The 25,312-nt window shown below is 74.0% G+C and carries 18 protein-coding genes; 8 read left to right on the top strand and 10 right to left on the bottom strand.

The window, feature by feature from the left end; translation table 11 throughout:
• The first annotated feature begins 84 nt into the window (after positions 1 to 84).
• Entirely contained in the window at positions 85 to 927 is an 843-nt protein-coding gene (locus ACF1AL_RS10165) for a peptidoglycan recognition protein (RefSeq protein ID WP_391825768.1), read from the top strand.
• Between the two features lie 139 nt (positions 928 to 1,066).
• Here ACF1AL_RS10165 and ACF1AL_RS10170 read toward each other — a convergent pair whose 3' ends face one another.
• The 7 genes from ACF1AL_RS10170 to ACF1AL_RS10200 all read right to left on the bottom strand — a co-directional run bounded on the left by ACF1AL_RS10170 (position 1,067) and on the right by ACF1AL_RS10200 (position 12,017).
• Positions 1,067 to 1,585, bottom strand: a complete 519-nt coding sequence (locus ACF1AL_RS10170) for a DUF4240 domain-containing protein (protein WP_366836105.1) — start codon at positions 1,583 to 1,585, stop codon at positions 1,067 to 1,069.
• A 174-nt stretch (positions 1,586 to 1,759) separates the two neighbouring features.
• Positions 1,760 to 2,761 (bottom strand): helix-turn-helix transcriptional regulator, encoded by a 1,002-nt coding sequence (locus tag ACF1AL_RS10175; RefSeq protein ID WP_391825769.1) that lies wholly within the window; start codon positions 2,759 to 2,761, stop codon positions 1,760 to 1,762.
• A gap of 79 nt (positions 2,762 to 2,840) precedes the next feature.
• On the bottom strand, positions 2,841 to 5,543 hold the full coding sequence (aceE, locus tag ACF1AL_RS10180) for a pyruvate dehydrogenase (acetyl-transferring), homodimeric type (RefSeq protein WP_391825770.1): 2,703 nt from the start codon (positions 5,541 to 5,543) through the stop codon (positions 2,841 to 2,843).
• A gap of 533 nt (positions 5,544 to 6,076) precedes the next feature.
• A complete protein-coding gene (locus tag ACF1AL_RS10185) occupies positions 6,077 to 6,700 on the bottom strand; it encodes a GntR family transcriptional regulator (RefSeq protein WP_366836027.1) in 624 nt (207 codons plus the stop codon).
• A gap of 216 nt (positions 6,701 to 6,916) precedes the next feature.
• Entirely contained in the window at positions 6,917 to 8,743 is a 1,827-nt protein-coding gene (sucB, locus tag ACF1AL_RS10190; RefSeq protein ID WP_391825771.1) for a 2-oxoglutarate dehydrogenase, E2 component, dihydrolipoamide succinyltransferase, read from the bottom strand.
• Positions 8,744 to 8,801: 58 nt separating this feature from the next.
• Positions 8,802 to 10,190, bottom strand: coding sequence for a dihydrolipoyl dehydrogenase (lpdA, locus tag ACF1AL_RS10195; RefSeq protein WP_366836025.1), 1,389 nt, complete (start codon positions 10,188 to 10,190; stop codon positions 8,802 to 8,804).
• A gap of 300 nt (positions 10,191 to 10,490) precedes the next feature.
• Positions 10,491 to 12,017, bottom strand: coding sequence for a leucyl aminopeptidase (locus tag ACF1AL_RS10200; protein WP_384211235.1), 1,527 nt, complete (start codon positions 12,015 to 12,017; stop codon positions 10,491 to 10,493).
• Positions 12,018 to 12,406: 389 nt separating this feature from the next.
• On the opposite strand from ACF1AL_RS10200, the gene ACF1AL_RS10205 reads away from it, so the two are divergent.
• The 5 genes from ACF1AL_RS10205 to ACF1AL_RS10225 all read left to right on the top strand — a co-directional run bounded on the left by ACF1AL_RS10205 (position 12,407) and on the right by ACF1AL_RS10225 (position 19,104).
• Positions 12,407 to 14,440, top strand: a complete 2,034-nt coding sequence (locus ACF1AL_RS10205) for a hypothetical protein (RefSeq protein WP_391820555.1) — start codon at positions 12,407 to 12,409, stop codon at positions 14,438 to 14,440.
• A gap of 143 nt (positions 14,441 to 14,583) precedes the next feature.
• Positions 14,584 to 16,119, top strand: coding sequence for a GT4 family glycosyltransferase PelF (gene pelF / locus ACF1AL_RS10210; protein WP_391825772.1), 1,536 nt, complete (start codon positions 14,584 to 14,586; stop codon positions 16,117 to 16,119).
• A complete protein-coding gene (locus ACF1AL_RS10215) occupies positions 16,116 to 17,636 on the top strand; it encodes a hypothetical protein (RefSeq protein WP_391825773.1) in 1,521 nt (506 codons plus the stop codon). The genes pelF and ACF1AL_RS10215 overlap by 4 nt, the downstream gene beginning before the upstream one ends.
• On the top strand, positions 17,633 to 18,301 hold the full coding sequence (locus ACF1AL_RS10220) for a spherulation-specific family 4 protein (RefSeq protein ID WP_391825774.1): 669 nt from the start codon (positions 17,633 to 17,635) through the stop codon (positions 18,299 to 18,301). The genes ACF1AL_RS10215 and ACF1AL_RS10220 overlap by 4 nt, the downstream gene beginning before the upstream one ends.
• The gene (locus ACF1AL_RS10225) at positions 18,298 to 19,104 is read left to right on the top strand and encodes an endo alpha-1,4 polygalactosaminidase (protein WP_391697687.1); all 807 of its coding nucleotides are present in this window, start codon (positions 18,298 to 18,300) and stop codon (positions 19,102 to 19,104) included. The genes ACF1AL_RS10220 and ACF1AL_RS10225 overlap by 4 nt, the downstream gene beginning before the upstream one ends.
• Before the next feature lie 53 nt (positions 19,105 to 19,157).
• Here the strand turns inward: ACF1AL_RS10225 and ACF1AL_RS10230 are convergent, their stop codons facing one another.
• Positions 19,158 to 19,946 (bottom strand): adenosylcobinamide-GDP ribazoletransferase, encoded by a 789-nt coding sequence (locus ACF1AL_RS10230; protein ID WP_391825775.1) that lies wholly within the window; start codon positions 19,944 to 19,946, stop codon positions 19,158 to 19,160.
• Positions 19,947 to 20,016: 70 nt separating this feature from the next.
• On the opposite strand from ACF1AL_RS10230, the gene ACF1AL_RS10235 reads away from it, so the two are divergent.
• Positions 20,017 to 20,781, top strand: a complete 765-nt coding sequence (locus ACF1AL_RS10235) for a hypothetical protein (protein ID WP_391697682.1) — start codon at positions 20,017 to 20,019, stop codon at positions 20,779 to 20,781.
• Positions 20,782 to 21,430: 649 nt separating this feature from the next.
• On the opposite strand, the gene ACF1AL_RS10240 is transcribed toward ACF1AL_RS10235, so the two are convergent.
• Together ACF1AL_RS10240 and cobT are read right to left on the bottom strand one after the other, a co-directional pair.
• The gene (locus ACF1AL_RS10240) at positions 21,431 to 23,380 is read right to left on the bottom strand and encodes a phosphatidylglycerol lysyltransferase domain-containing protein (RefSeq protein ID WP_391825776.1); all 1,950 of its coding nucleotides are present in this window, start codon (positions 23,378 to 23,380) and stop codon (positions 21,431 to 21,433) included.
• Positions 23,381 to 23,445: 65 nt separating this feature from the next.
• On the bottom strand, positions 23,446 to 24,585 hold the full coding sequence (cobT, locus tag ACF1AL_RS10245) for a nicotinate-nucleotide--dimethylbenzimidazole phosphoribosyltransferase (RefSeq protein WP_384211257.1): 1,140 nt from the start codon (positions 24,583 to 24,585) through the stop codon (positions 23,446 to 23,448).
• 132 nt (positions 24,586 to 24,717) lie between these two features.
• On the opposite strand from cobT, the gene ACF1AL_RS10250 reads away from it, so the two are divergent.
• On the top strand, positions 24,718 to 25,311 hold the full coding sequence (locus ACF1AL_RS10250) for a class I SAM-dependent methyltransferase (RefSeq protein ID WP_391825777.1): 594 nt from the start codon (positions 24,718 to 24,720) through the stop codon (positions 25,309 to 25,311).
• Position 25,312: the final 1 nt, after the last annotated feature.

The raw sequence follows: 25,312 nt of genomic DNA on the forward strand, positions 1-25,312 counted from the left end.
AAAACGCCCCGGACCGGGACGATGGTTCCACCGGGTGGCACACCACACATCGCGGACCGGGCCGAACACACCGACAGTGGGACCATGCGTGTCGTGCGAAGCGCGCGAAGGACGGGCCGGGCCCGGCGCGGACCCCGGACCTCCGCCCGCCGTGTCTCCCCCCGCATACCCCGCCCCGTCCGCGCCGCGGCCGCCTGCCTGCCGGGCCTGGCCGCCGCGACCGCGCTGGCGCTGTGCGCGGCCGGCGTGGAGCGCGCCGCCACCGCGCCCGCCGGCCCCGCCGCCCGGCCGCTCGCGCGGCAGCCGGCACTGCACACCGCGCCCCGGCCGCGGATCGTGCCGCGCACCGTCTGGTTCACCGCCGGCGAGCGGCCCGCCCAGCCGCCCCCGCGCTACGACGACGCGGTCGTCGCCGTCTTCGTCCACCACACCGACACCCCGAACGGCTACGACTGCGCCGACACCCCGCGCATCATCCGCGACCTGTACACCGGGCAGACCGCCGGCCGCGACTGGGACGACCTCGGCTACAACTTCCTCGTCGACCGCTGCGGCACCGTCTACGAGGGCCGCGCGGGCGGCGTCGACCGCCCCGTCACCGGCGCCCACACGCAGGGCTTCAACCACCGCACCGCCGGCATCGCCGCCATCGGCACCTTCACCGGGGCCACCCCGGTGCCGCGCGCCATGGCCGACGCCATCGCCGCCCTGGTCGCGTGGAAACTCGGCCCGGCCGACGTGGACCCGCGCGGCACCGCCCGGCTCACCTCCAGCAACAGCGGCAGCCGCTACCCGCGCGGCACCACCGCCGTGCTCCCGGTGGTCGCCGCCCACCGGGACGCCTACGAGACGACCTGCCCCGGCGCGGCCCTCATCGCCCGCCTGCCCGCCATCCGCGCCCAGGCGGCCCGTCTCCAGGGCCGGTGAACGCCGGCCTCGGGCGCGTGGCGGGGCGTCACGGGGACGGGTGGCGGGACCGTGCCCGCGGCGGGGTCGGGCCGCGGGACCGCGCCTGACACCCGCCGAGCGGCGGGACCGGGCGCGACGGGGCCGAGCGGCCCGGGGGTCACTCCCGGAAGCGGTACCAGAGCTTGGGATAGCGCTCGGCCAGCACGCCCTCGTCCTCGAAGTCGAGCGGCGTGCCCAGGGGCTCCGACGGGGCGGGCGGGATGCCGAGGTCCGGGGCGACCGTGCCGGTGAGCTGCTCGTAGGCCTCGTCGGCGGCGTACCCGAGCTCCTCGCCGTCGCCGTCGATCTCCTCGTCGAAGTCGTCCAGCAGGTCGGCGAGGGAGTCCGGGTCGTGCAGGGCGCCCTCGAACACCTCCCGGCCCTGGCCGATCAGCCAGCAGCGGAAGAAGTCGAAGGCGTCGTCGCTGGCCCCGTCCAGCAGCACCCAGGCCGCGCCCCACAGGTCCCAGCGGTAGGCGCGGTTGTAGCGGGCCTCGAAGTGACGGGCGAAGTCGAGCACCTCCTCGGGGTCCTTCTGGACCAGCCGGTCCACGAGCAGGTCCGCCTGCTCCTCGGGGTCGCCCTCGGCGGCCTCCCGGGTGGCGTCCACCAGCTCCCAGAACTCCGTCTCGTCCATCACGCGTCCAGCATCCTGCGTCCGGCACGGGGGCGCACGCGGAGTGCGGCGGATCGTTACGGCCCGGGCCACGGGGAGCACGGCGGACCGTCACGGCCCGGGCCACGGGGAGCACGGCGGATCGTTACGGCCCGGAGCACGGGGAGCGCGGCGGACCGTCACGGCCGAGGATCGTCAGGGCCGAGAACCGTCACCGTCCGCGTAGAGCCGCGCCAGCCGTGCCGCGTCCGCGGCGAACCGGGCGCGCAGCGCCGCCGGCGCCAGCACCTCCGCCTCCGCACCGAGCGCCGTCAGCTGGCTGTAGGCGACCTCCTCGGACTCCACCGGCAGGGTCACCGTCACCCACTCCTGCCCGTCCCCGTCGCCGCCCCCGTCGGCCGACGCCAGCGCCTCCCGCGCGGACAGCGCGTCCACCGCCCAGCGCAGGCGGCGCACACCCTCCGGGGACAGCCGCACCACGACCTCGGTGCGCAGCAGCGAGCGGGCGAAGCGCTCGGAGTGCTCCGCCCAGAACGCGGGCAGGTCGAAGTCCTCGTCCCGCGCGAAGCGGTCCTCGGCCGGCTCGACGGCGGTGAACCGGTCGATGCGGTACGTGCGGTACGCCCCGTCCCGCGGCACCCGCGCGCACAGGTACCAGACCCCCGCCTTCAGCACCAGCCCGTACGGCTCCAGCACCCGCTCGACCTCGTGCTCGCCGCGCCGGTAGCGGGCGGTGACCCGGCGGTCGTCCCACACCGCCTCCGCGACCGCCGGCAGCAGCGCCGGCGTCTCCGGCTCCCGGAACCAGGCCGGCGCGTCCAGATGGAACCGCTGCGCCGCCGTCCGCGAGGCGTCCCGCAGCGACGGCAGCAGCGCCGCCGACACCTTCAGCCGGGCGGCGGACGCGGCGTCCTCCAACCCCATCTCGCGCAGCGCCCCCGGCACCCCGGACAGGAACAGCGCCTCCGCCTCGCTGCGGGCGAGCCCCGTCAGCCGGGTGCGGTAGCCGCCGATCAGCCGGTAGCCGCCGGCCCGGCCCCGGTCCGCGTACACCGGCACCCCGGCCTCGCTCAGCGCCTGCGCGTCGCGGGTGACCGTCCGCTCCGACACCTCCAGCTCCCGCGCCAGCTCGGCGGCGGTCATCGAGGGGCGGGACTGCAGCAGCAGCACCATCTTGATCAGCCGGGCAGCACGCATACGGCCATCATGCCGGGGCCCACCGACAGCGAAGGGGTACGGCGAGCGCCGTACCCCTTCACCTCACGACCCGTGGTGCTTACAGGCCGTACTTCTCGCGGGCTTCCTTCACCGCGGTGGCCTGCACCTCGCCGCGCCGGGCGAGCTGGGCCAGCGCCGCGACGACGATCGACTCGGCGTCGACGCCGAAGTGGCGGCGGGCGGCCTCACGGGTGTCCGACAGGCCGAAGCCGTCGGCACCCAGCGAGGACCAGTCCTGCTCCACCCACTGCGCGATCTGGTCCGGGACCTGGCGCATGTAGTCGGAGACGGCCAGCACCGGGCCCTCGGCGCCCTGCAGCGCCTGGCGGACGTACGGCACCCGCTCCTCGCCGCGCAGCAGCGCCGCGTCGGCCTCCAGCGCGTCCCGGCGCAGCTCCGTCCAGGAGGTCGCGGACCACACGTCGGCGGCCACGCCCCACTCCTCGGCGAGCAGCGCTTGCGCCTTCAGCGCCCAGTGGATCGCCGTGCCGGAGCCCAGCAGCTGGATGCGCGGGGCGTTGGCCGGGACGGTGACGCCCGCGGACTCCGCCGTGTTGAAGCGGTACAGGCCCTTGACGATGCCCTCGTCGATGCCGAGACCGGCCGGCTTCGCCGGCTGCGGCAGCGGCTCGTTGTAGACCGTCAGGTAGTAGAAGACGTTCTGGTCCTCGCCCGGCTTGGCCTCGCCGTACATCCGGCGCAGACCCTCACGGACGATCACCGCGATCTCGTAGGCGAACGCGGGGTCGTAGGTGAGCGCGGCCGGGTTGGTCGCGGCGATCACCGGCGAGTGGCCGTCCGCGTGCTGCAGACCCTCACCCGTCAGCGTCGTACGGCCGGCCGTGGCGCCGACGAGGAAGCCGCGGCCGAGCTGGTCGCCGAGCTGCCACATCTGGTCGGCCGTGCGCTGCCAGCCGAACATCGAGTAGAAGATGTAGAACGGGATCATCGCCTCGCCGTGCGTCGCGTACGACGTCGAAGCGGCGATGAAGTCGGCCATCGAGCCGGCCTCGGTGATCCCCTCGTTGAGGATCTGGCCGTTCTTGGCCTCCTTGTAGTACATCAGCTGGTCGCGGTCGACCGGCTCGTACGTCTGGCCCTTGGGCGAGTAGATGCCGAGCGACGGGAAGAGCGACTCCATGCCGAAGGTGCGCGCCTCGTCGGGGACGATCGGCACCCAGCGCTTGCCGGTCTCCTTGTCGCGGACCAGGTCCTTGACCAGGCGGACGAAGGCCATGGTGGTGGCGACGTTCTGCGAGCCGGAACCCTTGTCGAAGGAGGCGAACGCCTTCTCGGCCGGGGCGGGCAGCGCGGGCAGCGGGTGCGTGCGGCGGGCCGGGGCCGGGCCGCCGAGCGCCGCGCGGCGCTCCTGGAGGTAGCGGACCTCGGGGGAGTCGGCGCCCGGGTGGCCGTAGGGGACCACGCCGTCGACGAAGTCGCTGTCCTTGATCGGCAGCTCGAGCAGGTCGCGCATCGCCTTGAACTCGTCCACCGTCAGCTTCTTCATCTGGTGGTTGGCGTTCTTCGACGCGAAGCCCTCGCCGAGGGTGTGGCCCTTGACCGTCTGGGCCAGGATCACGGTCGGCGCGCCCTTGTGCTCGACGGCGGCCTTGTACGCGGCGTAGACCTTGCGGGGCTCGTGACCGCCGCGGGAGAAGTGGAAGATCTCCAGGATCTTGTCGTCGCTCAGCAGCTTCGCCATCTCGGCGAGCGCCGGGTCCTTGCCGAAGAAGTCCTCGCGGATGTAGGCGGCGTCGCGGGTCTGGTACGTCTGGACCTGCGCGTCCGGTACCTCGCGCAGCCGGCGTACCAGCGCGCCGGTGGTGTCCAGCTGGAACAGCTCGTCCCAGGCGGAGCCCCACAGCGTCTTGATGACGTTCCAGCCGGCGCCGCGGAACTGGGCCTCCAGCTCCTGCACGATCTTGAAGTTGGCGCGGACCGGGCCGTCGAGGCGCTGCAGGTTGCAGTTGATGACGAAGGTCAGGTTGTCCAGCTGCTCGCGGGCGGCGAGCGCGAGGGCCGCCGTCGACTCCGGCTCGTCCATCTCGCCGTCGCCGAGGAACGCCCACACGTGCGAGGCGGAGACGTCCTTGATGCCGCGGTTGGTCAGGTAGCGGTTGAAGCGCGCCTGGTAGATCGCCGACAGCGGGCCGAGGCCCATGGAGACGGTGGGGAACTCCCACAGCCAGGGCAGACGGCGCGGGTGCGGGTAGGACGGCAGGCCGTTGCCGCCGGCCTCCTGGCGGAAGTTGTCCAGGTGGGCCTCGGTCAGGCGGCCGTCCAGGAAGGCGCGGGCGTAGATGCCGGGGGAGGCGTGGCCCTGGATGTACAGCTGGTCGCCGGAGCCGTCGCCCTCCTTGCCATTGAAGAAGTGGTTGAAGCCGGTCTCGTAGAGCCAGGCCGCGGAGGCGAAGGTGGCGATGTGGCCGCCGACGCCGTGCTTCGCGCCGCGGGTCACCATGGCGGCCGCGTTCCAGCGGTTCCAGGCGGTGATCCGGGCCTCCATCTCCGGGTCACCGGGCAGGGCCGGCTCCGCGGAGGTGGGGATGGTGTTGACGTAGTCCGTCTCGAGGAGCTTCGGCAGCGCGATGCCGGCGCCCTCGGCGCGCTCCAGCGTGCGGCGCATCAGGTACGCGGCCCGGTGCGGCCCGGCCGCCTTGGCGACGGCGTCCAGGGAGGCCTGCCACTCGGCGGTCTCCTCGGGGTCGCGGTCCGGGAGCTGGTCGAGCTCGCTCGGCTGGATGGCGTTGGGGTCGGTCATGTCGCCGCCTTCCTCAGTCGAAGGGGGTTCCCTCACAAGTGAAGGGTTCGGGGGTGCCCTAGGTCTTTGGCAGGACAGGGCTCGAGAACTTCGGTGGAAGTCCGTCGGCGACTCTAACTCCGTGATCGATGATCGATCAAAGGGTTGAGGCCGAAAACCTCTTGATCACGAGAAAGTCGGCACGGGGTGCCTTCGGCGATGGCACCGGGTGACGCGTAAACGCCTTGTTTTCGCAGGTGGGCAGGTGTTTGGGCCTGCGTTTGAGCGGGGGCGCGCTCGGGTGGGAGCGGCGACAGGCCGACCGCGGGCCGGATGCAACCCCTCAGGGGCGCGGGGAACTGCGCGAAGGGGGTCCGGGGGCGCAGCCCTCGGGGACGGGACGGGGAAGGGGCGGCGGGGGCGAAACTCCCCGGCGGTGCCGGAACCCGTCGGCGGCGACGGACTCCCCGCCGGAGGCGAAACTCCCCGGCGGTGACGGAACTCCCGGCGGACGGAACCCTCCGGCGGACACGCACCCCCGACCGGGCGGAGCCCTACGCGCGCGGGGCGCAGCCCAGCACGTGGGCCTTCACCAGCTCCGCGATCCGCGGATCCCGCCGCTTGAACGCCTGCACCAGCTCCTCGTGCTCCTCCGCGTACGACTGCTGCACGGTCCCCAGCCACCGTATCGACAGGGCGGTGAAGACCTCGATCCCCAGCCCCTCCCAGGTGTGCAGCAGCACGGAGTTGTCCGCGGCGCGCACCAGTTCCCGGTGGAAGCCCACGGTGTGGCGGACCTGCGCGGTCCCGTCCGCGTTGCGGTCCGCCGCGTACAGCGCGGTGACGTGCGGCTCCAGGGCCGAGCAGTCCACCGCGAGCTTCTCCGCCGCCAGCTCGGCCGCGATGGCCTCCAGGCCGGCCCGCACCGGGTAGCTCTCCTCCAGGTCGGCCGCGGTCAGGTTCCGCACCCGCACGCCCTTGTTCGGCGCGGACTCGATCAGCCGCAGCGACTCCAGCTCGCGCAGCGCCTCCCGGACGGGCGTCTGGCTGACCTCCAGCTCCGTGGCGATACGGCGCTCCACGATCCGCTCGCCCGGCTGCCAGCGCCCGCTGACGATCCCCTCCACGATGTGCTCGCGGATCTGTTCGCGCAGCGAGTGGACGACGGGCGCGGTCATGAGGGCTCCTTCGGGAGGGGCTGACGCTTAGACAATACGGCGGGTTCGCTCCGCGGGGAGGGTGTGTGGGGGTGTCTTTGCGCAGGTGAGACCAGGGTTACACGCGGTGCGCCGGGCCGGCGGGCCGCCGATCGGCACCGCCCCGCGTCCCCAAAGGCAGGTGCCCCCGCCCGGAGTGTCCAGGCAGGGGCACCGACGTGCACGGCTGAGCGGTGCTTACAGGCCGAGCTCGACCTCGAACTCGCCGGCCTCCAGGATCGCCTTCACCGCGGTCAGGTAACGCGCGGCGTCGGCGCCGTCCACCAGGCGGTGGTCGTAGGACAGGGTCAGGTAGACCATGTCGCGGACGCCGATGACGGTGCCCTCGGCGGTCTCGATGACGGCCGGACGCTTGACCGTGGCACCGATGCCGAGGATCGCGACCTGGCCCGGCGGCACGATGATCGTGTCGAACAGCGCGCCGCGCGAACCGGTGTTGGAGATGGTGAAGGTCGCGCCGGACAGCTCGTCGGGCGTGATCTTGTTGCTGCGGACCTTGCCCGCGAGCTCCGCCGTGGCCTTGGAGATACCGGCGATGTTGAGGTCACCGGCGTGCTTGATGACCGGGGTCATCAGGCCCTTCTCCGAGTCCACCGCGATACCGATGTTCTCGGTGTCGAAGTAGGTGATCGTGCCCTCGGCCTCGTTGATCTTGGCGTTGATGACCGGGTGGGCCTTCAGCGCCTGCGCGGCGGCCTTGACGAAGAACGGCATCGGGGAGAGCTTGACGCCCTCGCGCGCGGCGAAGGAGTCCTTCGCCTGGGCGCGCAGCCGCATCAGCTTGGTCACGTCGACCTCGACGACCGAGGACAGCTGGGCCTGCTCGTGCAGGGCCTTGACCATGTTGTCGCCGATGACCTTGCGGATCCGCGGCATCTTCACGGTCTGGCCGCGCAGCGGGGAGACCTCCAGCACCGGCGCCTTCTTGGCGGCGGCCGGAGCGGCGGCGGCCGGGGCCGGGGCGGCGGCGGGGGCCTTGGCGGCCTCGGCGGCGGCCAGGACGTCCTGCTTGCGGATACGGCCGCCGACGCCGGTGCCCTTGACGGAGGCCAGGTCGACGCCGTTCTCGGCGGCGAGCTTGCGCACCAGCGGCGTCACGTAGGCGCCCTCGTCGGTCGCCTGGGTGGCGGTCGGCGCGGTCGGCGCGGCAGCCGGGGTGACCGGAGCCGGAGCCGGGGCGGGCGCCGGAGCGGCCGGCTGGGCCGGAGCCGGGGCGGCAGCGGCGGGCGCGGCCGGAGCGGCGGGGGCCGGAGCCGGGGCGGCCGGCTGGGCCGGGGCGGCGGGCGCGGCCGGGGCCTCGGCGGCGGGCGCCGGGGCCGGGGCGGCCGGAGCCGGAGCGGCGGCCGGGGCGGCACCCGGGGCGCCGATGACGGCGAGCTTGGCGCCGACCTCGGCGGTCTCGTCCTCGTTCACCACGATCTCCAGCAGCACGCCGGAGGCGGGCGCCGGGATCTCGGTGTCGACCTTGTCCGTGGAGACCTCGAGCAGCGGCTCGTCGGCCTCGACGGAGTCGCCGACCGACTTCAGCCAGCGGGTGACGGTGCCCTCGGTGACGGACTCGCCGAGCGCCGGGAGGACCACGTCGGTGCCCTGTGCGGAGGAGGCGCCGGAGGTGGCCTCGGCGGACGGGGCCGGAGCCGGGGCGGCCTGCTCCGTGGACGGGGCGGCAGCGGCGGGCTCGGGGGCCGGGGCCGGGGCGGCCTCGGCGGCGGGGGCCGGGGCGGCCGCGGACTGTGCTCCGTCAGGCGCCTCCGGCGCCGGGCCGGAGCCGTCGTCGATGACGGCCAGCTCGGCGCCGACCTCGACCGTCTCGTCCTCGGCGACCTTGATGGAGGCCAGCACGCCGGAGGCGGGGGAGGGGATCTCGGTGTCGACCTTGTCGGTGGAGACCTCGAGCAGCGGCTCGTCGGCCTCGACGCGCTCGCCCTCGGCCTTCAGCCAGCGGGTGACAGTGCCCTCGGTGACGCTCTCGCCGAGCGCCGGAAGGGTTACGGAAACCGCCATGGTTTCGGTTGCTCCTTACGAGTTGCGGAAAGTCTGTGTCGTCGCGCCCGAGGGCTGATCAGTCGTGCGCGTGCAGCGGCTTGCCGGCCAGTGCCAGGTGGGCCTCGCCGAGCGCCTCGTTCTGCGTCGGGTGGGCGTGGATGAGCTGGGCGACCTCGGCCGGCAGCGCCTCCCAGTTGTAGATCAGCTGGGCCTCGCCGACCTGCTCGCCCATGCGGTCGCCGACCATGTGGACGCCGACCACGGCACCGTCCTTGACCTGGACGAGCTTGATCTCGCCCGCGGTCTTGAGGATCTTGCTCTTGCCGTTGCCCGCCAGGTTGTACTTCAGAGCGACGACCTTGTCCGCGCCGTAGATCTCCTTGGCCTTGGCCTCGGTGATGCCGACGGAGGCGACCTCCGGGTGGCAGTAGGTGACCCGCGGGACACCGTCGTAGTCGATCGGGACGGTCTTCAGACCGGCCAGACGCTCCGCCACCAGGATGCCCTCGGCGAAGCCGACGTGCGCGAGCTGCAGCGTCGGGACGAGGTCACCGACGGCGGAGATGGTCGGGACGTTGGTGCGCATGTACTCGTCGACCAGGACGTAGCCGCGGTCCATGGCGACCCCGGCCTCCTCGTAGCCCAGGCCCTGGGAGACCGGCCCGCGGCCGACCGCGACCAGCAGGACCTCGGCCTCGAACTCCTTGCCGTCGGCGAGGGTGACCTTGACGCCGTCCTGGGTGTACTCGGCCTTCTGGAAGAAGGTGCCCAGGTTGAACTTGATGCCGCGCTTGCGGAACGCGCGCTCCAGGAGCTTGGAGGAGTTCTCGTCCTCGACCGGGACGAGGTGCTTCATGCCCTCGATGATGGTGACGTCCGCACCGAAGGACTTCCACGCGGAGGCGAACTCGACGCCGATGACGCCGCCGCCCAGGATGATCGCGGACTTCGGCACGCGGTCCAGGACGAGGGCGTGGTCGGAGGAGATGATGCGGTTGCCGTCGATCTCCAGGCCGGGCAGCGACTTCGGCACGGAGCCGGTCGCGAGCAGGATGTGGCGGCCCTGGACGCGCTGTCCGTTCACGTCGACGGACGTGGGCGACGACAGACGGCCCTCACCCTCGATGTAGGTCACCTTGCGGGAGGCGACGAGGCCCTGCAGGCCCTTGTACAGGCCCGTGATCACCTCGTCCTTGTACTTGTGGACACCCGCGATGTCGATGCCCTCGAAGGTGGCCTTGACACCGAACTGGGCGCTCTCCCGCGCCTGGTCCGCGATCTCGCCCGCGTGCAGCAGGGCCTTGGTGGGGATGCAACCCCGGTGCAGGCAGGTACCGCCGACCTTGTCCTTCTCGATCAGGGCGACGTCCAGGCCCAGCTGAGCCCCGCGCAGCGCCGCGGCGTAACCACCGCTACCACCGCCGAGGATCACTAGGTCGAAAACGGTGCTGGCGTCGTTCGCCACGTCACGTCCTCCATGCATGTGCGCCGTACGCCGGTCTCCGATGACCGGCAGGCGGCTGGTGTCCGGCCGCTCGTTCTTCGGCCCTTGGGTAGGGGCCCTGTCCTGCCGGGCTCCATCTTTGCACTTGTCGGACGGGATCGAGACGCCGGGCCGGGGTGTGAGACGTCCCACGTCCCCTTGTAGCCAAGGGGAGGATGCCAACCAAAGGGGCGCGGGACTGTATCGATATGCGGCTCCGCCGCGTGGGCGCGACCTGCCCCCACGCGGCGGAACGGGAAAAACGTGCTCAGCGGGCGGAGGTCACCCGAGATCCCCCGCGGCCGCGAGCTCCGCGACCCGGACCAGCGTCCGCACCGCCGTGCCCGTGCCGCCCTTGGGCGTGTACCCGAACGGACCGCCCTCGTTGAACGCGGGACCCGCGATGTCGAGGTGCGCCCACGGGATGCCCTCGCCGACGAACTCGCGCAGGAAGAGGCCGGCGACCAGGCCGCCGCCCATCCGCTCGCCCATGTTCGCGATGTCCGCGACCTGCGAGTCCATGCCCTTGCGCAGGTGCTCCGGCAGCGGCATCGGCCAGGCCGGCTCGCCGACCTCCTCGGCGGCCTCGTACACCGCGGAGCGGAACGCGTCGTCGTTGGCCATGACACCGAAGGTGCGGCTGCCCAGCGCCAGCATCATCGCGCCGGTCAGGGTGGCCACGTCGATGATCGCGTCCGGGTTCTCCTCCGAGGCCGCCCACAGGGCGTCGCCGAGCACCAGCCGGCCCTCGGCGTCGGTGTTGAGGACCTCGACGGTCTTGCCGCTGTACATGCGCAGCACGTCACCGGGGCGGACCGCGGAGCCGGACGGCATGTTCTCGGCCAGAGCGAGCCAGCCGGTGACGTTGACCTGGAGGTTCAGGCGCGCGGCGGCGACGACGGCGGCGAAGACGGCCGCGGCACCGCTCATGTCGCACTTCATGGTCTCGTTGTGACCGGCCGGCTTCAGCGAGATGCCGCCCGAGTCGTAGGTGATGCCCTTGCCGACGAAGGCGAGGTGCTTCTTGGCCTTGGAGCTGGTGTACGACAGCTTCACCAGGCGCGGCGTGGACGCCGAGCCGCCGCCGACCCCGAGGATGCCGCCGTAGCCGCCCTTGATCAGGGCCTTCTCGTCGAGCACCTGCACCTTGATGCCGTGCTCCTTGGCCGCGGCCTGGGCGATCGCGGCGAAGGCCTCCGGGTTGAGGTCGTTGGGCGGGGTGTTGATCAGGTCGCGGGCGCGGTTCAGCTCCTCGGCGACCGCGGTGGCGCGGGCGAGGGCGCCCTTGTAGGCGGCGTCGCGCGGCTTGCCGCCGAGCAGCACGGCCTCGGCGAGCGGCGCCTTGCCGTTCTTGGCCTTGGCGTCCTTGCCGTTGTCCTTGTAGACGTCGAAGGTGTACGCGCCGAGCAGCACGCCCTCGGCGACGGCCCCGGCGTCCGCGGCGTCGGTCAGCGGCAGCGCGAAGGCGGCCTTCTTCGCCCCGGTGAGGGTGCGGGCGGCCACGCCGGCCGCCCGGCGCAGGGCCTCGGCGTCGAACGTGTCGTCCTTCTCCGGCTGGGCGCCCAGGCCCACCGCGACCACGAGCGGTGCCTTGAAACCGGCCGGCGCCGGCAGCTTGGTCACCTCGCCCTCGGCACCGGAGGCCCCGAGGGTCTCCAGGACGGCGGCGAGCCGCCCGTCGTAGGCCTTGTCCACGGCCTCGGCGCCCGGTGCGACGACCGGGCTCTTCGCGCCCTTGGCGACACCGATCACGATCGCGTCGGCCCGCAGACCGGGCGCCGCGGCGGTGCTGAGAGTGAGAGCAGTCACGGTGGTGATATCTCGCTTCCGATGTGAAGTTCCTGCGGCCGAATGCGGTGGGCTCGACCGGACCCGACGGCCGACACTAGATCCGGGCCCGGCACGCGGTTTCCACCGGGGGTCCGTACCGGCGCGGCGAACCGGCGGGACACCCGGCACGAGACTACGCTCGCGGACCCGTTCGCTCACTCCTTCGAGCGTTCACCTGTCGGTGGCGTCGTGGCCATTTCCTGATCCTCGCATCCGATGACCTGAGTCACACTCATCGGGTTCCGGTGAGCACCGACCTCACCGCTTCGCATGATTTCCACGGATCCCCCGCTGACCGGCCGCAGGCGGCGCCGCACGTTCCGGGCGCCCGCGCGCCGGGCGGGGATCCCCTGGGGGGAGAGGACCACATGGCGCACAAGGCGCGCGGCAGGAGAAACACGGCCGCCCTGGTGGCGGCGGCCACGATGGCGTTCGGGCTGGGGGCGCCCGGCGCCGCGGCGGCCCCGACACCGCGGATCGACCTGCGGGTGCTGGTCGTCGACGACGGGAGCGGCACCGTCGCCGCCCTTACCGACCAGCTCCGCAGCACCGGCATCCCGTACACCACGGTCGACCTGCGCGACCCGGGCCGCCCGGTGATCGACGCGGCCTTCCTCGCCGACACCGGCGGCACCACACCCCGGGCCCGCTACCAGGGCGTGGTGCTGCCCGACGAGGCCCCGTTCGGCTCCCCGGCCTCCGCCGAGCAGCAGGCGCTGGAGGCGTACGAGCGGACCTACGGCATCCCGCAGGTCGACGCCTACACCTGGGCGCACCCGGAGGTGGGCCTGGACTACACCAGTGACGGCGGCTGGGCGGGCACCCTCGACGGGCAGCCGGCCGAGGTCACAGCCGCCGGCAAGGCGGGCTGGTTCGGCTACCTCGACGGCGCGTTCGCCTTCGAGGACAACTCACCGTCCGTTCCCGAGAGTTACGGCTACGTCGCCCGCCCCCGGGCCGGCTTCACCTCCTACGTCGACACCGCCGTGCCGGGCGGCACCGGGCGCGGCAGCCTGCTCGGGGAGTACGCCCACGACGGGCGCCGCGAACTGGTGGTGACGTTCGCCTACAACGGCTACCAGCAGCAGTTCCGGCTGCTCGCCCGGGGCATCGTGGAGTGGCTGACCCAGGGCGTCCACCTGGGGCAGGCCCGCAACTACTTCGCCGTCCACGTCGACGACGTCCTCGCCCCGGACAGCCGCTGGGACACCGCGCGCAACTGCACCCCCGGCGACTTCGACTGCGCCGGCGGCGACGGCCCGGGCACCACCCCGATCCGGATGACGGCGGACGACGCCGCCTACGCCGCGCAGTGGCAGCGCGACCACGGCTTCACCCTCGACATGGTGTTCAACGCCGGCTCCGGCGAGGAGTGGAAGAGCGAGCACGGCGGCACCGACGCCCTCGCGGACCGGCTGCTCGCCGACAAGGCGCAGTACCGCTGGATCAACCACACCTGGACGCACCAGTATCTCGGCTGCGTCCAGGACACCACCACCGTGCCGTGGAGCTGCGCGAAGAACGCCGACGGCACCACGCAGTGGATGAGCCGCTCCGCCATCTCCGCGGAGATCCGCAACGACCACGACTGGGCCGTCGCCAAGGGCCTGCCCCTCGACCGCACCGAACTGGTCACCGGCGAGCACTCCGGCCTGAAGACCCTGCCGCAGCAGCCCACCGACAACCCCAACCTGGCCGGCGCGCTCGCCGACAACGGCGTGAAGTGGACCGCCTCGGACAACTCCCGCGAGCCCGGGCAGCGCCCCGTCGGCTCCGCCCTGACCGTGCCCCGCTACCCGATGAACGTGTACTACAACGTGGGCACCAAGGCCGAGATGGCCGACGAGTACAACTGGATCTACACCTCCCGCGCCGACGGCGGCAGCGGCGTGTGCGAGAACAACGCCAGCTCCACCTGCCTGCCCGCGCCCCTGGACACCGCCACCGGCTACGACGACGTGATCGTGCCGCAGGAGGCCCGCACCGACCTCGGCCACGCCCTCTCGAACGACCCGCGCCCGCACTACGCCCACCAGTCCAACCTGGCCGAGGACCGCATCCTCTACCCGGTCCTGGACAAGGTCCTCGCCGACTACCGGGCCCTGTTCGCCGACAGCACCCCGCTGGAGAACCCGCGGCAGAGCGCGATCGGCACCGAACTCCAGCGCCGGGCCGCCTGGCAGACGGCCCTCGCGAACAACAGGGTCACGGCCTACCGCGTCGGCGGCACGGTCACCGTCACCGCGCCCTCCGGCGTCCAGATCCCGGTGACGGTCCCGGAGGGCACGAAGAAGCAACTCCTGCTGGGGACCAGCACGTTCGGCACGCCGTACGCGGGCCGCCGCTCGGCGTGGACCGCGCCGGAGCCGCTGCAGTCGTCGGTCACCTTGAAGCTGCCGTAGGGGGAGCGCCCCGGCAGGGGCGCGGAGCTGCATCGGCAGGCGGCTTCGCCGCGTGGGCGCGACCGGCACTCGGGCCCGGCGGCCGAAGCCGCAGCCGCAGCCGACGGACGGATTCCGCACAACAGGGGGGAAGCGGCGCAGCCATGCGCGTCACCATGCTCACCGAAGGCACCTACCCGCACGTCCACGGAGGGGTCAGCACCTGGTGCGACCAGCTCGTGAGGGGCATGCCGGAGGTGGACTTCCATCTGATCTCGCTCACCGGCACCGGCCGCGAGCCCGTCACCTGGGAGCTGCCGCCCAACGTCCGCCACCACCTCTCGGTACCCACCTGGGGCCCGCGCCCCGGCCGCAAGAGCCCCCCGTACGGCAAGGCCCGGCGCCACTTCGCCGACGCCTACGAGCGGTTGCTGCTGTCCTTCCTCGACCCGCGGGCGGGGTGCGACTTCGGGGAGGCGCTGACCGACCTCGCCCGCGTCGCCCGGGCCGGCCGGCTCTCCGCCGCGCTGCGCACGGAGGGCGCGCTGCGCTCGCTGATGTGGATATGGACCATGCCGCACCTGCCGACGGCGCGGGCCCGCCCCACCGTGCACGACGCGCTCACCGCCACCGACCTGCTGGAACACGCGCTGCGCCCGCTCGGGACGCGGGTCCCGCAGGACGGTGTCGCCCACGCCGTCAGCAGCGGCCTGGCCACCCTCCCGGCGGTCGCCGCCCGCGCCCTGGACGGGGTGCCGTTCCTGCTCACCGAGCACGGCATCTACCTGCGCGAGCGCTACCTCGGCTACCGCGGGGACACCCAGCGCTGGCCGGTGAAGGCGTTCATGCTCGGCTTCTACCGGGAGCTGAACACCCACGGCTACCGCACGGCCGACCTGATCACGCCGTGCAACCAGTACAACCGCCGCTGGGAGGAGCGCGGCGGCGCCGACCCGGACAAGATCCGCACGGTGTACAACGGCGTCGACCCGCACGCCTTCCCGCACGCCGGCCCCGAACCGGACGTCCCCACGCTCACCTGGTGCGGCCGGATCGACCCGATCAAGGACCTGGAGACGCTGCTGCGGGCGTACGCCCTGGTGCGCGCCGAGCTCCCGGAGACCCGCCTCAGGCTCTTCGGCCCCGTCCCGCCCGGCGGCGAGGCCTACCGCACCCGCCTGGAGAAGCTCGCCGCCGAACTCGGCGTCACCGACGGGCTCACCTTCGAGGGCCGCATCGGCGAGGTGTGGCGCGCCTACGCGGCCGGCCACGTCGTCATGCTGTCCTCCATCTCCGAGGGCTTCCCGTTCTCGATGATCGAGGCCATGTCCTGCGGCCGGACGACCGTCTCCACCGACGTCGGCGGGGTGCGCGAGGCCGTCGGCGACACCGGGATCGTCGTGCCGCCGCGCGAGCCGGAGAAGATGGCCGCCGCCGCGCTCACCCTGCTCAAGGACGACCGGCGGCGCCTGGACCTGGGCGCGCTGGCCCGGCAGCGGGTCATCGACCGGTTCACCCTGAAACGCTCGGTGGACAACTTCCGCACCATCTACCAGGAACTCGCCGGCCTGCCCGAGGTGTACGAGCCGACCATCGAGACGGTCGCCGACTGGACCGCCGAGCTGCGCGACCCCTGGTACGTCTCCCCCGCGGTATGGGGGACCGCCCGCGCGGAGTCCGCGGGAGGGACCGGCCGGTGAGCGGATCGATCTGGCTGCCGCCCGGCGCCCGCCCGCGGACCGTGCCCGCCGTCCCGCGCGGGCGCACCACCCCCGGCTGGGCGGAACCCGACCCGGTCGACGCGCTCGCCGCACAGCTGGAGGACTTCGCAGCGGCCGCCGTCCACCCGGACGAGATAGCCGCCCTGCTGGAGTCCGACGGCCTGTCCGACGACCGGATACGCGAACGCTACGGCGTGAAGGACTCCTTCGCGCTCGCCGAGGAGCTCTACGACCGCGTCGAACGCCGCCATCCCGAGCCCGAGGGCCCGCCGCACGACCCCTGGCAGGTCGGCCTGCTCGGCTGCCTGCTGCGCGGTGTGGTCTTCGCCCTGCCCGGCTTCGCCTATGTCCTCGGCGGCCCCCTGCTGGCCGGCCCGCGGGACGGCCTCGGCCTGCCCGCGGGCACGCTCACCCTGCTCGCGGGGGCGCTGACCGGCTGGACGTGGAACCAGGGCCTGGCCCACCGGGCGTACTCCTGGCTCGGGCTCGGCGACGACGCCGCGGCGCGCCGCTCGCTGCTGCTCGGCGCCCCTGCGGGCGCGCTGCTCGGCACGCTCGTCGCCGTCGCGCAGGCGGGCACCGGGCACCCGGCGGCGGTCGCCTTCGCCGCCGGGCAGTCCTGCTACCTCGGCGCGGCCACCGTCCTGCTGGTCATGGGCCGCGAACGGCTGCTGCTCGCCGCGCTGCTGCCGATGGCCGCGGGCGCCGCCGTGTCCCTGGCCGCACCGGTCCCCGCAGCCGTCCGGCTGGTCCTGCTGCTGGGCTCGCTCACCGCGGTCGCCGCCCTCGCCCTGCGCGACGTCGCCCCCGCGGTGCGGGACCTGGGCGAGGGCAGCTGGACGGCCGGCCTGATCGCGCTGCTGCCCTTCGGCGGCCTCGGCGCGGCCCCCGCACGGGAGCGCGGCGCGCCGCTGTGGCTGACCGGCTCCCTGCCGTACGCGCTGTTCGGACTGGGCAGCGGGGTGCTGGTGCTGTACGCGGCGCTCGGGGACGTCCTCGCCGGCCAGGAGCACAGCGCGGTCGCCGCGCCCGCCGCCGTCGCGCTCACCTTGAGCATGGGGCCCGCCGAGTGGCTGCTGTACCGCTTCCGCAGCGGCAGCCTCGCCGGGCTGCGCTCCACCAGCAGCCCGCGCGCCTTCTGGCGGCGCACCGCGCGCACGGTCGCCGAGTGCCTGGCCGGCTACCTGGCCGTCCTGCTGGCCCTCGCGCTGGCCACGGCCGCGCTGTGGCCGCACTCCGCCGGCCCGACCGGTATGCGCCTGGCCGGGCTGCTCCTGCTGGGCGTGGTGCTGTGGACCGGTCTGCTGCTGCAGTCGTTCGGCGCGGTGCACAGCGCGGTCGCCGTGTGCTGCCTGGCCGCCCTCGCGCAGAGCCTGGCCCTGGCCACGCACGCGGCCGGACCGCACCAGGTCGGCGTGGCCGTGTACGGCACGGCAGCGGCCGTGCAGGCGGTCCTCACCTGCGTCCTGCTGGGAAGGGCGACCGCGCACCGATGAGCACCCCGATCCACGCGCCGGCGCCCGAGCTGCTGGTCCCGTACTACGAGCACCCCGCGGACCGTCCCGCCGCCTGGCAGGCCCTCATCGCCGCCGCGCCCCGCCTGTACGGCGTGGTGCTCAACCCGGCGAGCGGCCCCGGCACCGCGCCCGACCCCGCGTTCGCCGAGGCGGCCGCGCGGCTGCGGGCGGCCGGGGTGCGGGTGCTCGGCTACGCCGACACCGGCTACGCGATGCGGCCGGTCGCCGAGGTGGCCGCGGACCTGGCCCGCCACCGCGACTGGTACGGCGTCGACGGCGCCTTCCTCGACCAGGTGTCCGCCGGCCCGCACGCCCAGGCGCACTACCGGGGCGTGGCCGCCGCCGCGTGGCGCGCCGGCTGCGGCACGCTGGTGTTCAACCACGGCACCGACCCGCACCCCTCGTACGCCCGCATCGCCGACGTCCTGGTGACCTTCGAGGGCACCTGGGCGACGTACCGCGACCTGCCCGCGCAGCCGCGCCACGACGGGGTGCTCACCTGCCACCTGGTGCACGGGGTGCCGCCGGGCGCCGACTGCGCGGCCCTCGCCCGGGCCCGGGGCGCCGGCCTGCACTGCGCGGTGCCGGGCAGCGGGCATCATCCCTGGGGTACGTTGCCGCACGCTCTGGAGACCGCCCGGTGAAACGCGTCCTGCCGCTCGTCGCCGCCCTGCTGTTGCTGCTGGCGGGCTGCACGTCCGCCTCGGACGACCGGCCCGCCCGGCCGCCCGGGGGGCCGTCCGCGCCCGCCCGCTGGCAGCCGCGGCCGGGCACGCCCTGGCAGTGGCAGCTCAGCGGCCGCCTGGACACCTCCGTCGACGTCCCGGTGTACGACATCGACGGCTTCGACCACCCGGCGGCGACCGTCGCGGCGCTGCACGCCAAGGGCCGCAAGGTCGTCTGCTACCTGTCCACGGGCGCCTACGAGGACTGGCGGCCGGACGCCGCGCAGTTCCCGGCCTCCGTGCTCGGCAAGGGCAACGGCTGGGACGGCGAGCGCTGGCTCGACATCCGCCGCACGGACGTGCTGCGGCCGCTGATGGCGGCCCGGCTCGACCTGTGCCGGGACAAGGGCTTCGACGCGGTGGAGCCGGACAACATGGACGGCTACGCCAACACCACCGGCTTCCCGCTCACCGCCGCCGACCAGCTGCGCTACAACCGGCTGATCGCGCGGCTGGCCCACGACCGGGGCCTCGCGGTCGGCCTGAAGAACGACCTCGACCAGATCCCGGAACTGGCCGGGGACTTCGACTTCGCGGTCAACGAGCAGTGCGCCCAGTACGGCGAGTGCGCGCGGCTCACCCCGTTCGTGAAGGCCGGCAAGGCCGTCTTCCACGTCGAGTACGAGCTGCCGACGACCCGTTTCTGCCCGGCCTCCCGCGCCCTGGGCCTGAGCTCGATGCTCAAGAAGTACGACCTGGGGGCGTGGCGCCGGCCGTGCTGAGGCCCTGAGGGCGGGGAGCGGCCGGCACCGGGCGGAGCGCCGGGACCGGCGGCTCAGCGCCCCAGGCAGAACACCAGCAGCGCCACCGTGGCCGCCGTCTCCGCCAGGGCGCCGAAGACGTCCCCGGTCACCCCGCCGAAGCGGCGGACGCAGCGGCGCAACAGGAGTTCGGCGACGGCGAGGGCGCACAGCACCGCGAGGGCGGCGCGCAGCGCGTCGTACGCGCCGAGGAGAGCGCCGCCCGCCGCGGCGGCCCCGGTGACCAGGGCGGCCGCGAGCGCCGCGCCGCCGGTGGGGACGACGCCGGCGACCGCCGCGCCGAGCCCCTCGGGGCGGGCGGGGGGAACCCCGTGCCGGGCGGCCGACGTCAGCGCCAGCCGGGCGGCGGCGGCCGAGACGACGGCGGCGAGCGTGCCGCGCGCCCAGGAACCGCCGTAGAGCTGGGCGAGCGCGGCGGCCTGGGCGAGCAGCACGAACACCAGCGTCAGCACGCCGAAGGGACCGATGTCGGACTGCTTCATGATCCGCAGCGCGTCCTCGGCCGGCTTGCCGCTGCCCAGCCCGTCCGCGGTGTCGGCGAGCCCGTCCAGGTGCAGTCCCCGGGTCAGCGCGGCGGGGACGGCCGCCGCCGCGACGGCGGCGAGCAGCGGCCCGGCCCCGAGCGCCAGCAGCGCCAGCCCGCCGCCGGCGGCGAGGGCGCCGACGACCAGGCCGGCGACCGGCGCGGCGAGCATGCCGCCGCGCGCGGCCCCGCGGTCCCAGCGGGTGACGGTGACCGGGAGGACGGTGAGGGTGCCGAAGGCGAAGCGCAGGCCGTCGGCGGGGGAAGGGGTCGTGGACACCGGCGCAGGGTATCCGGGGGCGGCGCGGGCACGGACGGCGGCCGGGAACGAGCACGACTAAAGTGCGTATATGGGGCATTGGTGGGTGCGCAACATCGTGGAGCCGGGCAAGCTGCCCCTGTTGCTCGCCCTCACCGCCTTCGTGCTGACGTTCCTGATCACCCGGGCCATCACCCGGCTCATCCGGGCCGGCAAGGGGCCCTTCGGCAACGTCAAGGCGGGCGGGGTGCACGTCCACCACGTCGTGCCCGGGGTCGTGCTCACCGTCGTGGGCGGCTTCGGCGCGGTCGCCGCCGGGCGCAGCGGCTTCGGCGCCTACGTGTCCGCGGTCCTCTTCGGCATCGGCGCCGGGCTCGTGCTGGACGAGTTCGCGCTGATCCTGCACCTCGACGACGTCTACTGGAGCGCGGCGGGCCGCAAGAGCGTCGAGATGGTCGTGCTGACCGCCGCGCTGGTCCTGCTGCTGCTCGCCGGGTTCGTGCCGTTCGGCGTCAACGACCTCAGCGCGCAGGAGTCCCAGGACCGCGGCACCGTCGTCTCGACCATCGCGGTGAACTTCCTCTTCTCCCTGATCGCCCTCAGCAAGGGCAAGGCCCGCATGGCCGTCTTCGGTGTGGTCATCCCCGTGATCGCGCTGGTCGGCGCCATCCGCCTGGCCCGCCCCGGCTCACCGTGGGCCAAACGCTTCTACCGCCGCCGCCCCCGCGCCCGCGCCAAGGCCGGCCTGCGCGCGTACCACCACGACCGCCGCTGGTCCCGCCCCCGCCGCGCGGTGCAGGACTGGCTGGGCGGCAAACCCGACCCGGAGCCCGCCCGGGCCGTCGAACGCCGCTGACGCCGCCACCACCGCCGCCACTGCGCCACCGCGCACAGCACCACCACGCCCGCCAGCGCCGCCAGGTGCTCCTTGCCCGCGAGGTTCTCCTTCACCAGCACCTCGGCGATCATCGACACGGTCACCGCGCCCGCCGTGACGTACGCCCCGTAGCGCCAGGCCACGTACACCGCGAGGCACACCACGGCCGCCGACGGACCGGTGTCCACGACCTTCGCGTCGGAGGCGGGCAGCCCCAGCGGGGCGTCCGGGCCCAGCCGGATGCCGACCCGGGCGTACAGGGTGCCGGCCAGGGTCGCGGCGTAGGCGATGACCAGGGTCCGCCACCAGCCCAGACACAGCTCCGCGAGGCCGAACACCAGCAGGATCTGCGCCAACGCCCCCCACACCGGCAGATCCAGCGCGGGCACGAACAGCGACAACGGGGTGCGCAGCAGAGCCAGCCACAGCGGGTCCTCGGCCCGCACCGCGCCGGCGTCCTGCACGAGGCGGAAGCCCCACGACTGGTTCTGCACGAACTGCAGCGCGGCCGTCAGGCACACCGCGGCCAGCGTCATCGGGATCGCCCGCCACCGCTGGCGCAGCAGCGGCTCGCGCGCGGTGACGTACAGCAGCCCCCATTCGGCGCGGGCCCAGCGGGCGAGGGTCTTCATCCACGGTTCTCCAGTTGCCGGCGGTGCAGCCACTTCGGCAGCCCGGGCGCCGTGGGGCCTGTCGTCGGATTCCCGTCTGCACGGCGGCGTCTGGCACGCACGCTCGCCGCGTTGCCGAACCGCCCACGTGGCTCCTCCCCCAAGCTCTCGGCTTCGCTCGAGCAGGGGGGACCCCCATCGAGGGCGCTCCGGCGCCTTGCGATCGCACGCACCAGACGCCGCCGTGCCCGCCCTCCGGGCGGACGACGGGAATCCGACGACAGGCCCCCCAGAAACCCTTCCGCCCGCGCCGCAGCGAGACCGATGCGCGGAAGGTCCGCGCTCTTCTCGAAGAGCAGGAACCGGGGCTCCCAGATGGGCCGGTACTTCGCGTTGGCGCGGTACAGCGACTCGATCTGCCACCACCGTGAGAAGAAGCTGAGCAGCGACCGCCACAGCCTCAGCACCGGCCCGGCGCCGAGGCGTGCGCCACGTTCGAAGACCGAGCGGAACATGGCGAAGTTGAGCGAGACCTGCGTGATCCCGATCTCGTGCGCCCGCCGCAGCAGCTCGATCACCATGAACTCCATCAGCCCGTTGTCGGAGTCCCGGTCCCGGCGCATCAGGTCCAGCGAGAGCCCCTCGGGCCCCCACGGCACGAAGGACAGCAGCGCCCGCAGCCGCCCCTCGGCGTCATGGCACTCCAGCATCACGCACCGGCCGTCGCCGGCGTCCCCGAGCCGGCCCAGCGCCATGCTGAAACCCCGCTCGGTGGCCCCGTCGCGCCAGTCGTCCGCGCGCCGCACGAGGTACGTCATCTCGTCCGCGGGGATGTCCTCGTGCCGCCGGATGCGCACCGTGTACCCGGCCCGCCGCACCCGGTTGCAGGCCTGGCGCACCGTGCGCATGGCCCGCCCCTCCAGGGTGAACTCGGCGACCTCGACCACCGCCTCGTCGCCGAGCTCCAGCGCGTCCAGGCCGTGCCGCGCGTACACGGTCCCGGCCTCCTCGCTCGCCCCCATCACGGCCGGGATCCAGCCGTGCGCGCGGGCCTGCGCCAGCCACGGCTCGATCGCGCCCGGCCACGCCTCCGGATCGCCCAGCGGGTCCCCGGCCGCCAGCGACACCCCGCCGACCACCCGGTAGGCCACCGCCGCCTTGCCCGTCGGCGACCACACCACGCTCTTCTCCCGGCGCAGCGCGAAGTACCCCAGCGAGTCCCGCTCCCCGTGCCGCTCCAGCAGCTCCCGCAGCCGCTTCTCGTCCTCCGGTCCGAGCGGGTCCACGGCCCGCCGGGAGCGGAAGGCGGCGTACAGGACGCCGAGCACCAGGGCCGTGCTCATGACGTTGACCGCCACGTCCACCCAGGTCGGCGTGGACAGGCCGGGGAAGCGGGAGTCGTCCGCGGCGACCGAGACCAGCCGCAGCGTGCCGTACCACCAGCGGGAGGCGAACGTGGAACGGCCCGCGTCCGCCGCCTGGTTGGTGACCGTCACCAGCAGCGCCGCCAGCAGCGAGGCGGCCAGGCCGCCCCCGGCGGCGACCGCGGCGGCGAGCTTCGGATTGGACCGGTCGCCCTTGGCGTAGAACTCCCGCCGCCCGGCGAGCAGCGCCCCGACGAAGGACGCGGTCAGGCCGAGGGACACCCAGTTCTGCGGGTACCGGCGGATCTCCGGCAGCACCATGGCGAGGGCGAACAGGGTGAGGAACGCCCCGGCGAGGACCAGGTTGAGGATCCACGCGGCCCGTTTGCGGCGCCGCATGGTGACGGCCAGGAACGCGGTGAAGACACCCGACGCGAACCCGGCCGTCAGCAGATAGGGCGTGAAGAGGTTCTCCTGGTTGTGCCGCCGCACGTCCTGCCCGAGGGAGACCCACACCGCGCTCAGGAAGTTGACGAAGGCGACGGCACGCAGGTACCAGACGGCGAAGGCGGCGGCCCGGGGTGCGATGCGGCTCTCTCCCATGACCGGGGATCATATGGCCGCCCTTGGGGTAAACCGCCCTATTTGCTCCGCCCCGGGGTCGTCGGTTACGCCTCCCCGGCCCGCTCCGGCTCCTCCGGGCCGGCGACCTGGCCGTCCCCCTCCGGGGCGTCCTCGACGGCGTCCTCGTCCCCCGGCTTGCCGTCCCGCTCCGGCAGCTCCGCCGCGAGCGCCGCCGCTGCCTGCACCAGCGGCAGCGCCAGCAGCGCGCCGGCGCCCTCGCCGACCCGCACGCCCTGGTCCAGCAGCGGCTCCAGCGCCATCCGGTCCAGTGCCTTGGCCTGCCCCGGCTCCCCGCCGGTGTGCCCGGCCAGCCACCAGTCCGGCGCGCGGAACGCGATCCGCTGCCCCACCAGCGCGCACGCCGCGGTGACCACGCCGTCCAGGATCACCGGCACCTTGCGCACCGCGCACTGCAGCAGGAACCCGGTCATCGCGGTCAGGTCGGCCCCGCCGACGGTCGCCAGCAGCTGCAGCTGGTCGCCCAGCACCGGGCGGGCCCGGCGCAGCGCGTCGCGGATCGCCGCGCACTTGCGCATCCACGCCAGGTCGTCGATGGCCTGCCCGCCCCGGCCGGTCACCACCGAGGCGTCGGTCCCGCACAGGGCGGCGATCAGCACCCCGGCCGCCGTGGTGCCGCCGACGCTGACGTCCCCGAGCACCACCAGGTCCGTACCGGAGTCGGCCTCCTCGTCGGCCACCGCCACACCCGCCCGGAACGCGGCCTCCGCCTGCTCCGGGGTGAGCGCGTCCTCGACGTCGATACGGCCGCTGCCGCGCCGCACCCGGTGCCGTACGACGTCCGCGGGCAGCTCCTCCGGCGGGCAGTCCAGCGCCATGTCGACCACCCGCACGCCCACGCCGAGCCGCCGGGCCAGCACCGACACCGGCCGGGCGCCCTCCAGCACGTCCCGGACCAGCTCGGCGGCGGTACCGGCGGCCCGCGCCGAGACACCCAGCTCGGCGATCCCGTGGTCGCCGGCGAACAGCACGACGCGGGGCCGTTCGACGGGACGCACCGGCACGGTGCCCTGCGCCGCGGCCAGCCACTCACCCAGCTCGTCCAGGCGGCCCAGCGCTCCGGGCGGCACGACCTGACGCTCGCGGCGGGCCTCCGCGTCGCGGCGCACCCCGCCGTCGGGGCGCTCGATGAGATCGGTGAAGTCGTCGAGATTAAGCGAGCTCATTCGCCGAACAGTACCGGCACCGGTCGAACACGACCGCGCCACGCCGTGACCGCGCGGGCGCAGCGTCGTTGCACCCCGGAACGCGGTCCCGTACGTTCCGGTTTGCCATGGATTGTCGTACGGGAGCCGCCGATGTCGACCGTTCCGCCCCTGCCGGCCGTGCCACCCATGCCGACCCTGCCGCCCGCCCTGCCCGCGCCCCCCGTGCCCCGGGCGGAGTGCGCGTGGTGCGCCTCCGCGCTCCTGACCGGCCGGCGCCGCCTGCGGGCGCTGGCCCGCCGCCTGGCCCGCCTGGTCGCCGAGCCCGAGAGCTGGCTGGACGTGGGCACCGGCGACGGCGCGTTCCCCGACGCGGCCCGGGAGTTCTTCCCGTACACCTCCTTCGACGGCGTCGACCCCGGCCCGCGCGTGCTGGAAGCACGGGCCGCCGAACGCGTCGAGGAGGCCTACGTCGGCCCGCTCGCCGCCACCGGCCTGACCGCCCGCTACGACGTCGTCAGCCTGCTGCACCACCTGGAGCACAGCGCCGACCCCCGCCGCGAACTGACCGCCGCCCTCACCGCCCTGCGCCCCGGCGGCCACCTCGTCCTCGAACTGCACGCCCGCAACAGCCCGTTCCGCCCGGCCGACGTCCACCGGGACCTTCAGGACCGGGACTGCACCCTGCTCACGGCAAGACCCCGGCCCTGGGCGCCGGCGCACCGCGTCGTCGCCCGGAAGAACTGAC

The organism is Streptomyces sp. NPDC014801, from assembly GCF_043082085.1.
Taxonomy (GTDB): domain Bacteria; phylum Actinomycetota; class Actinomycetes; order Streptomycetales; family Streptomycetaceae; genus Streptomyces.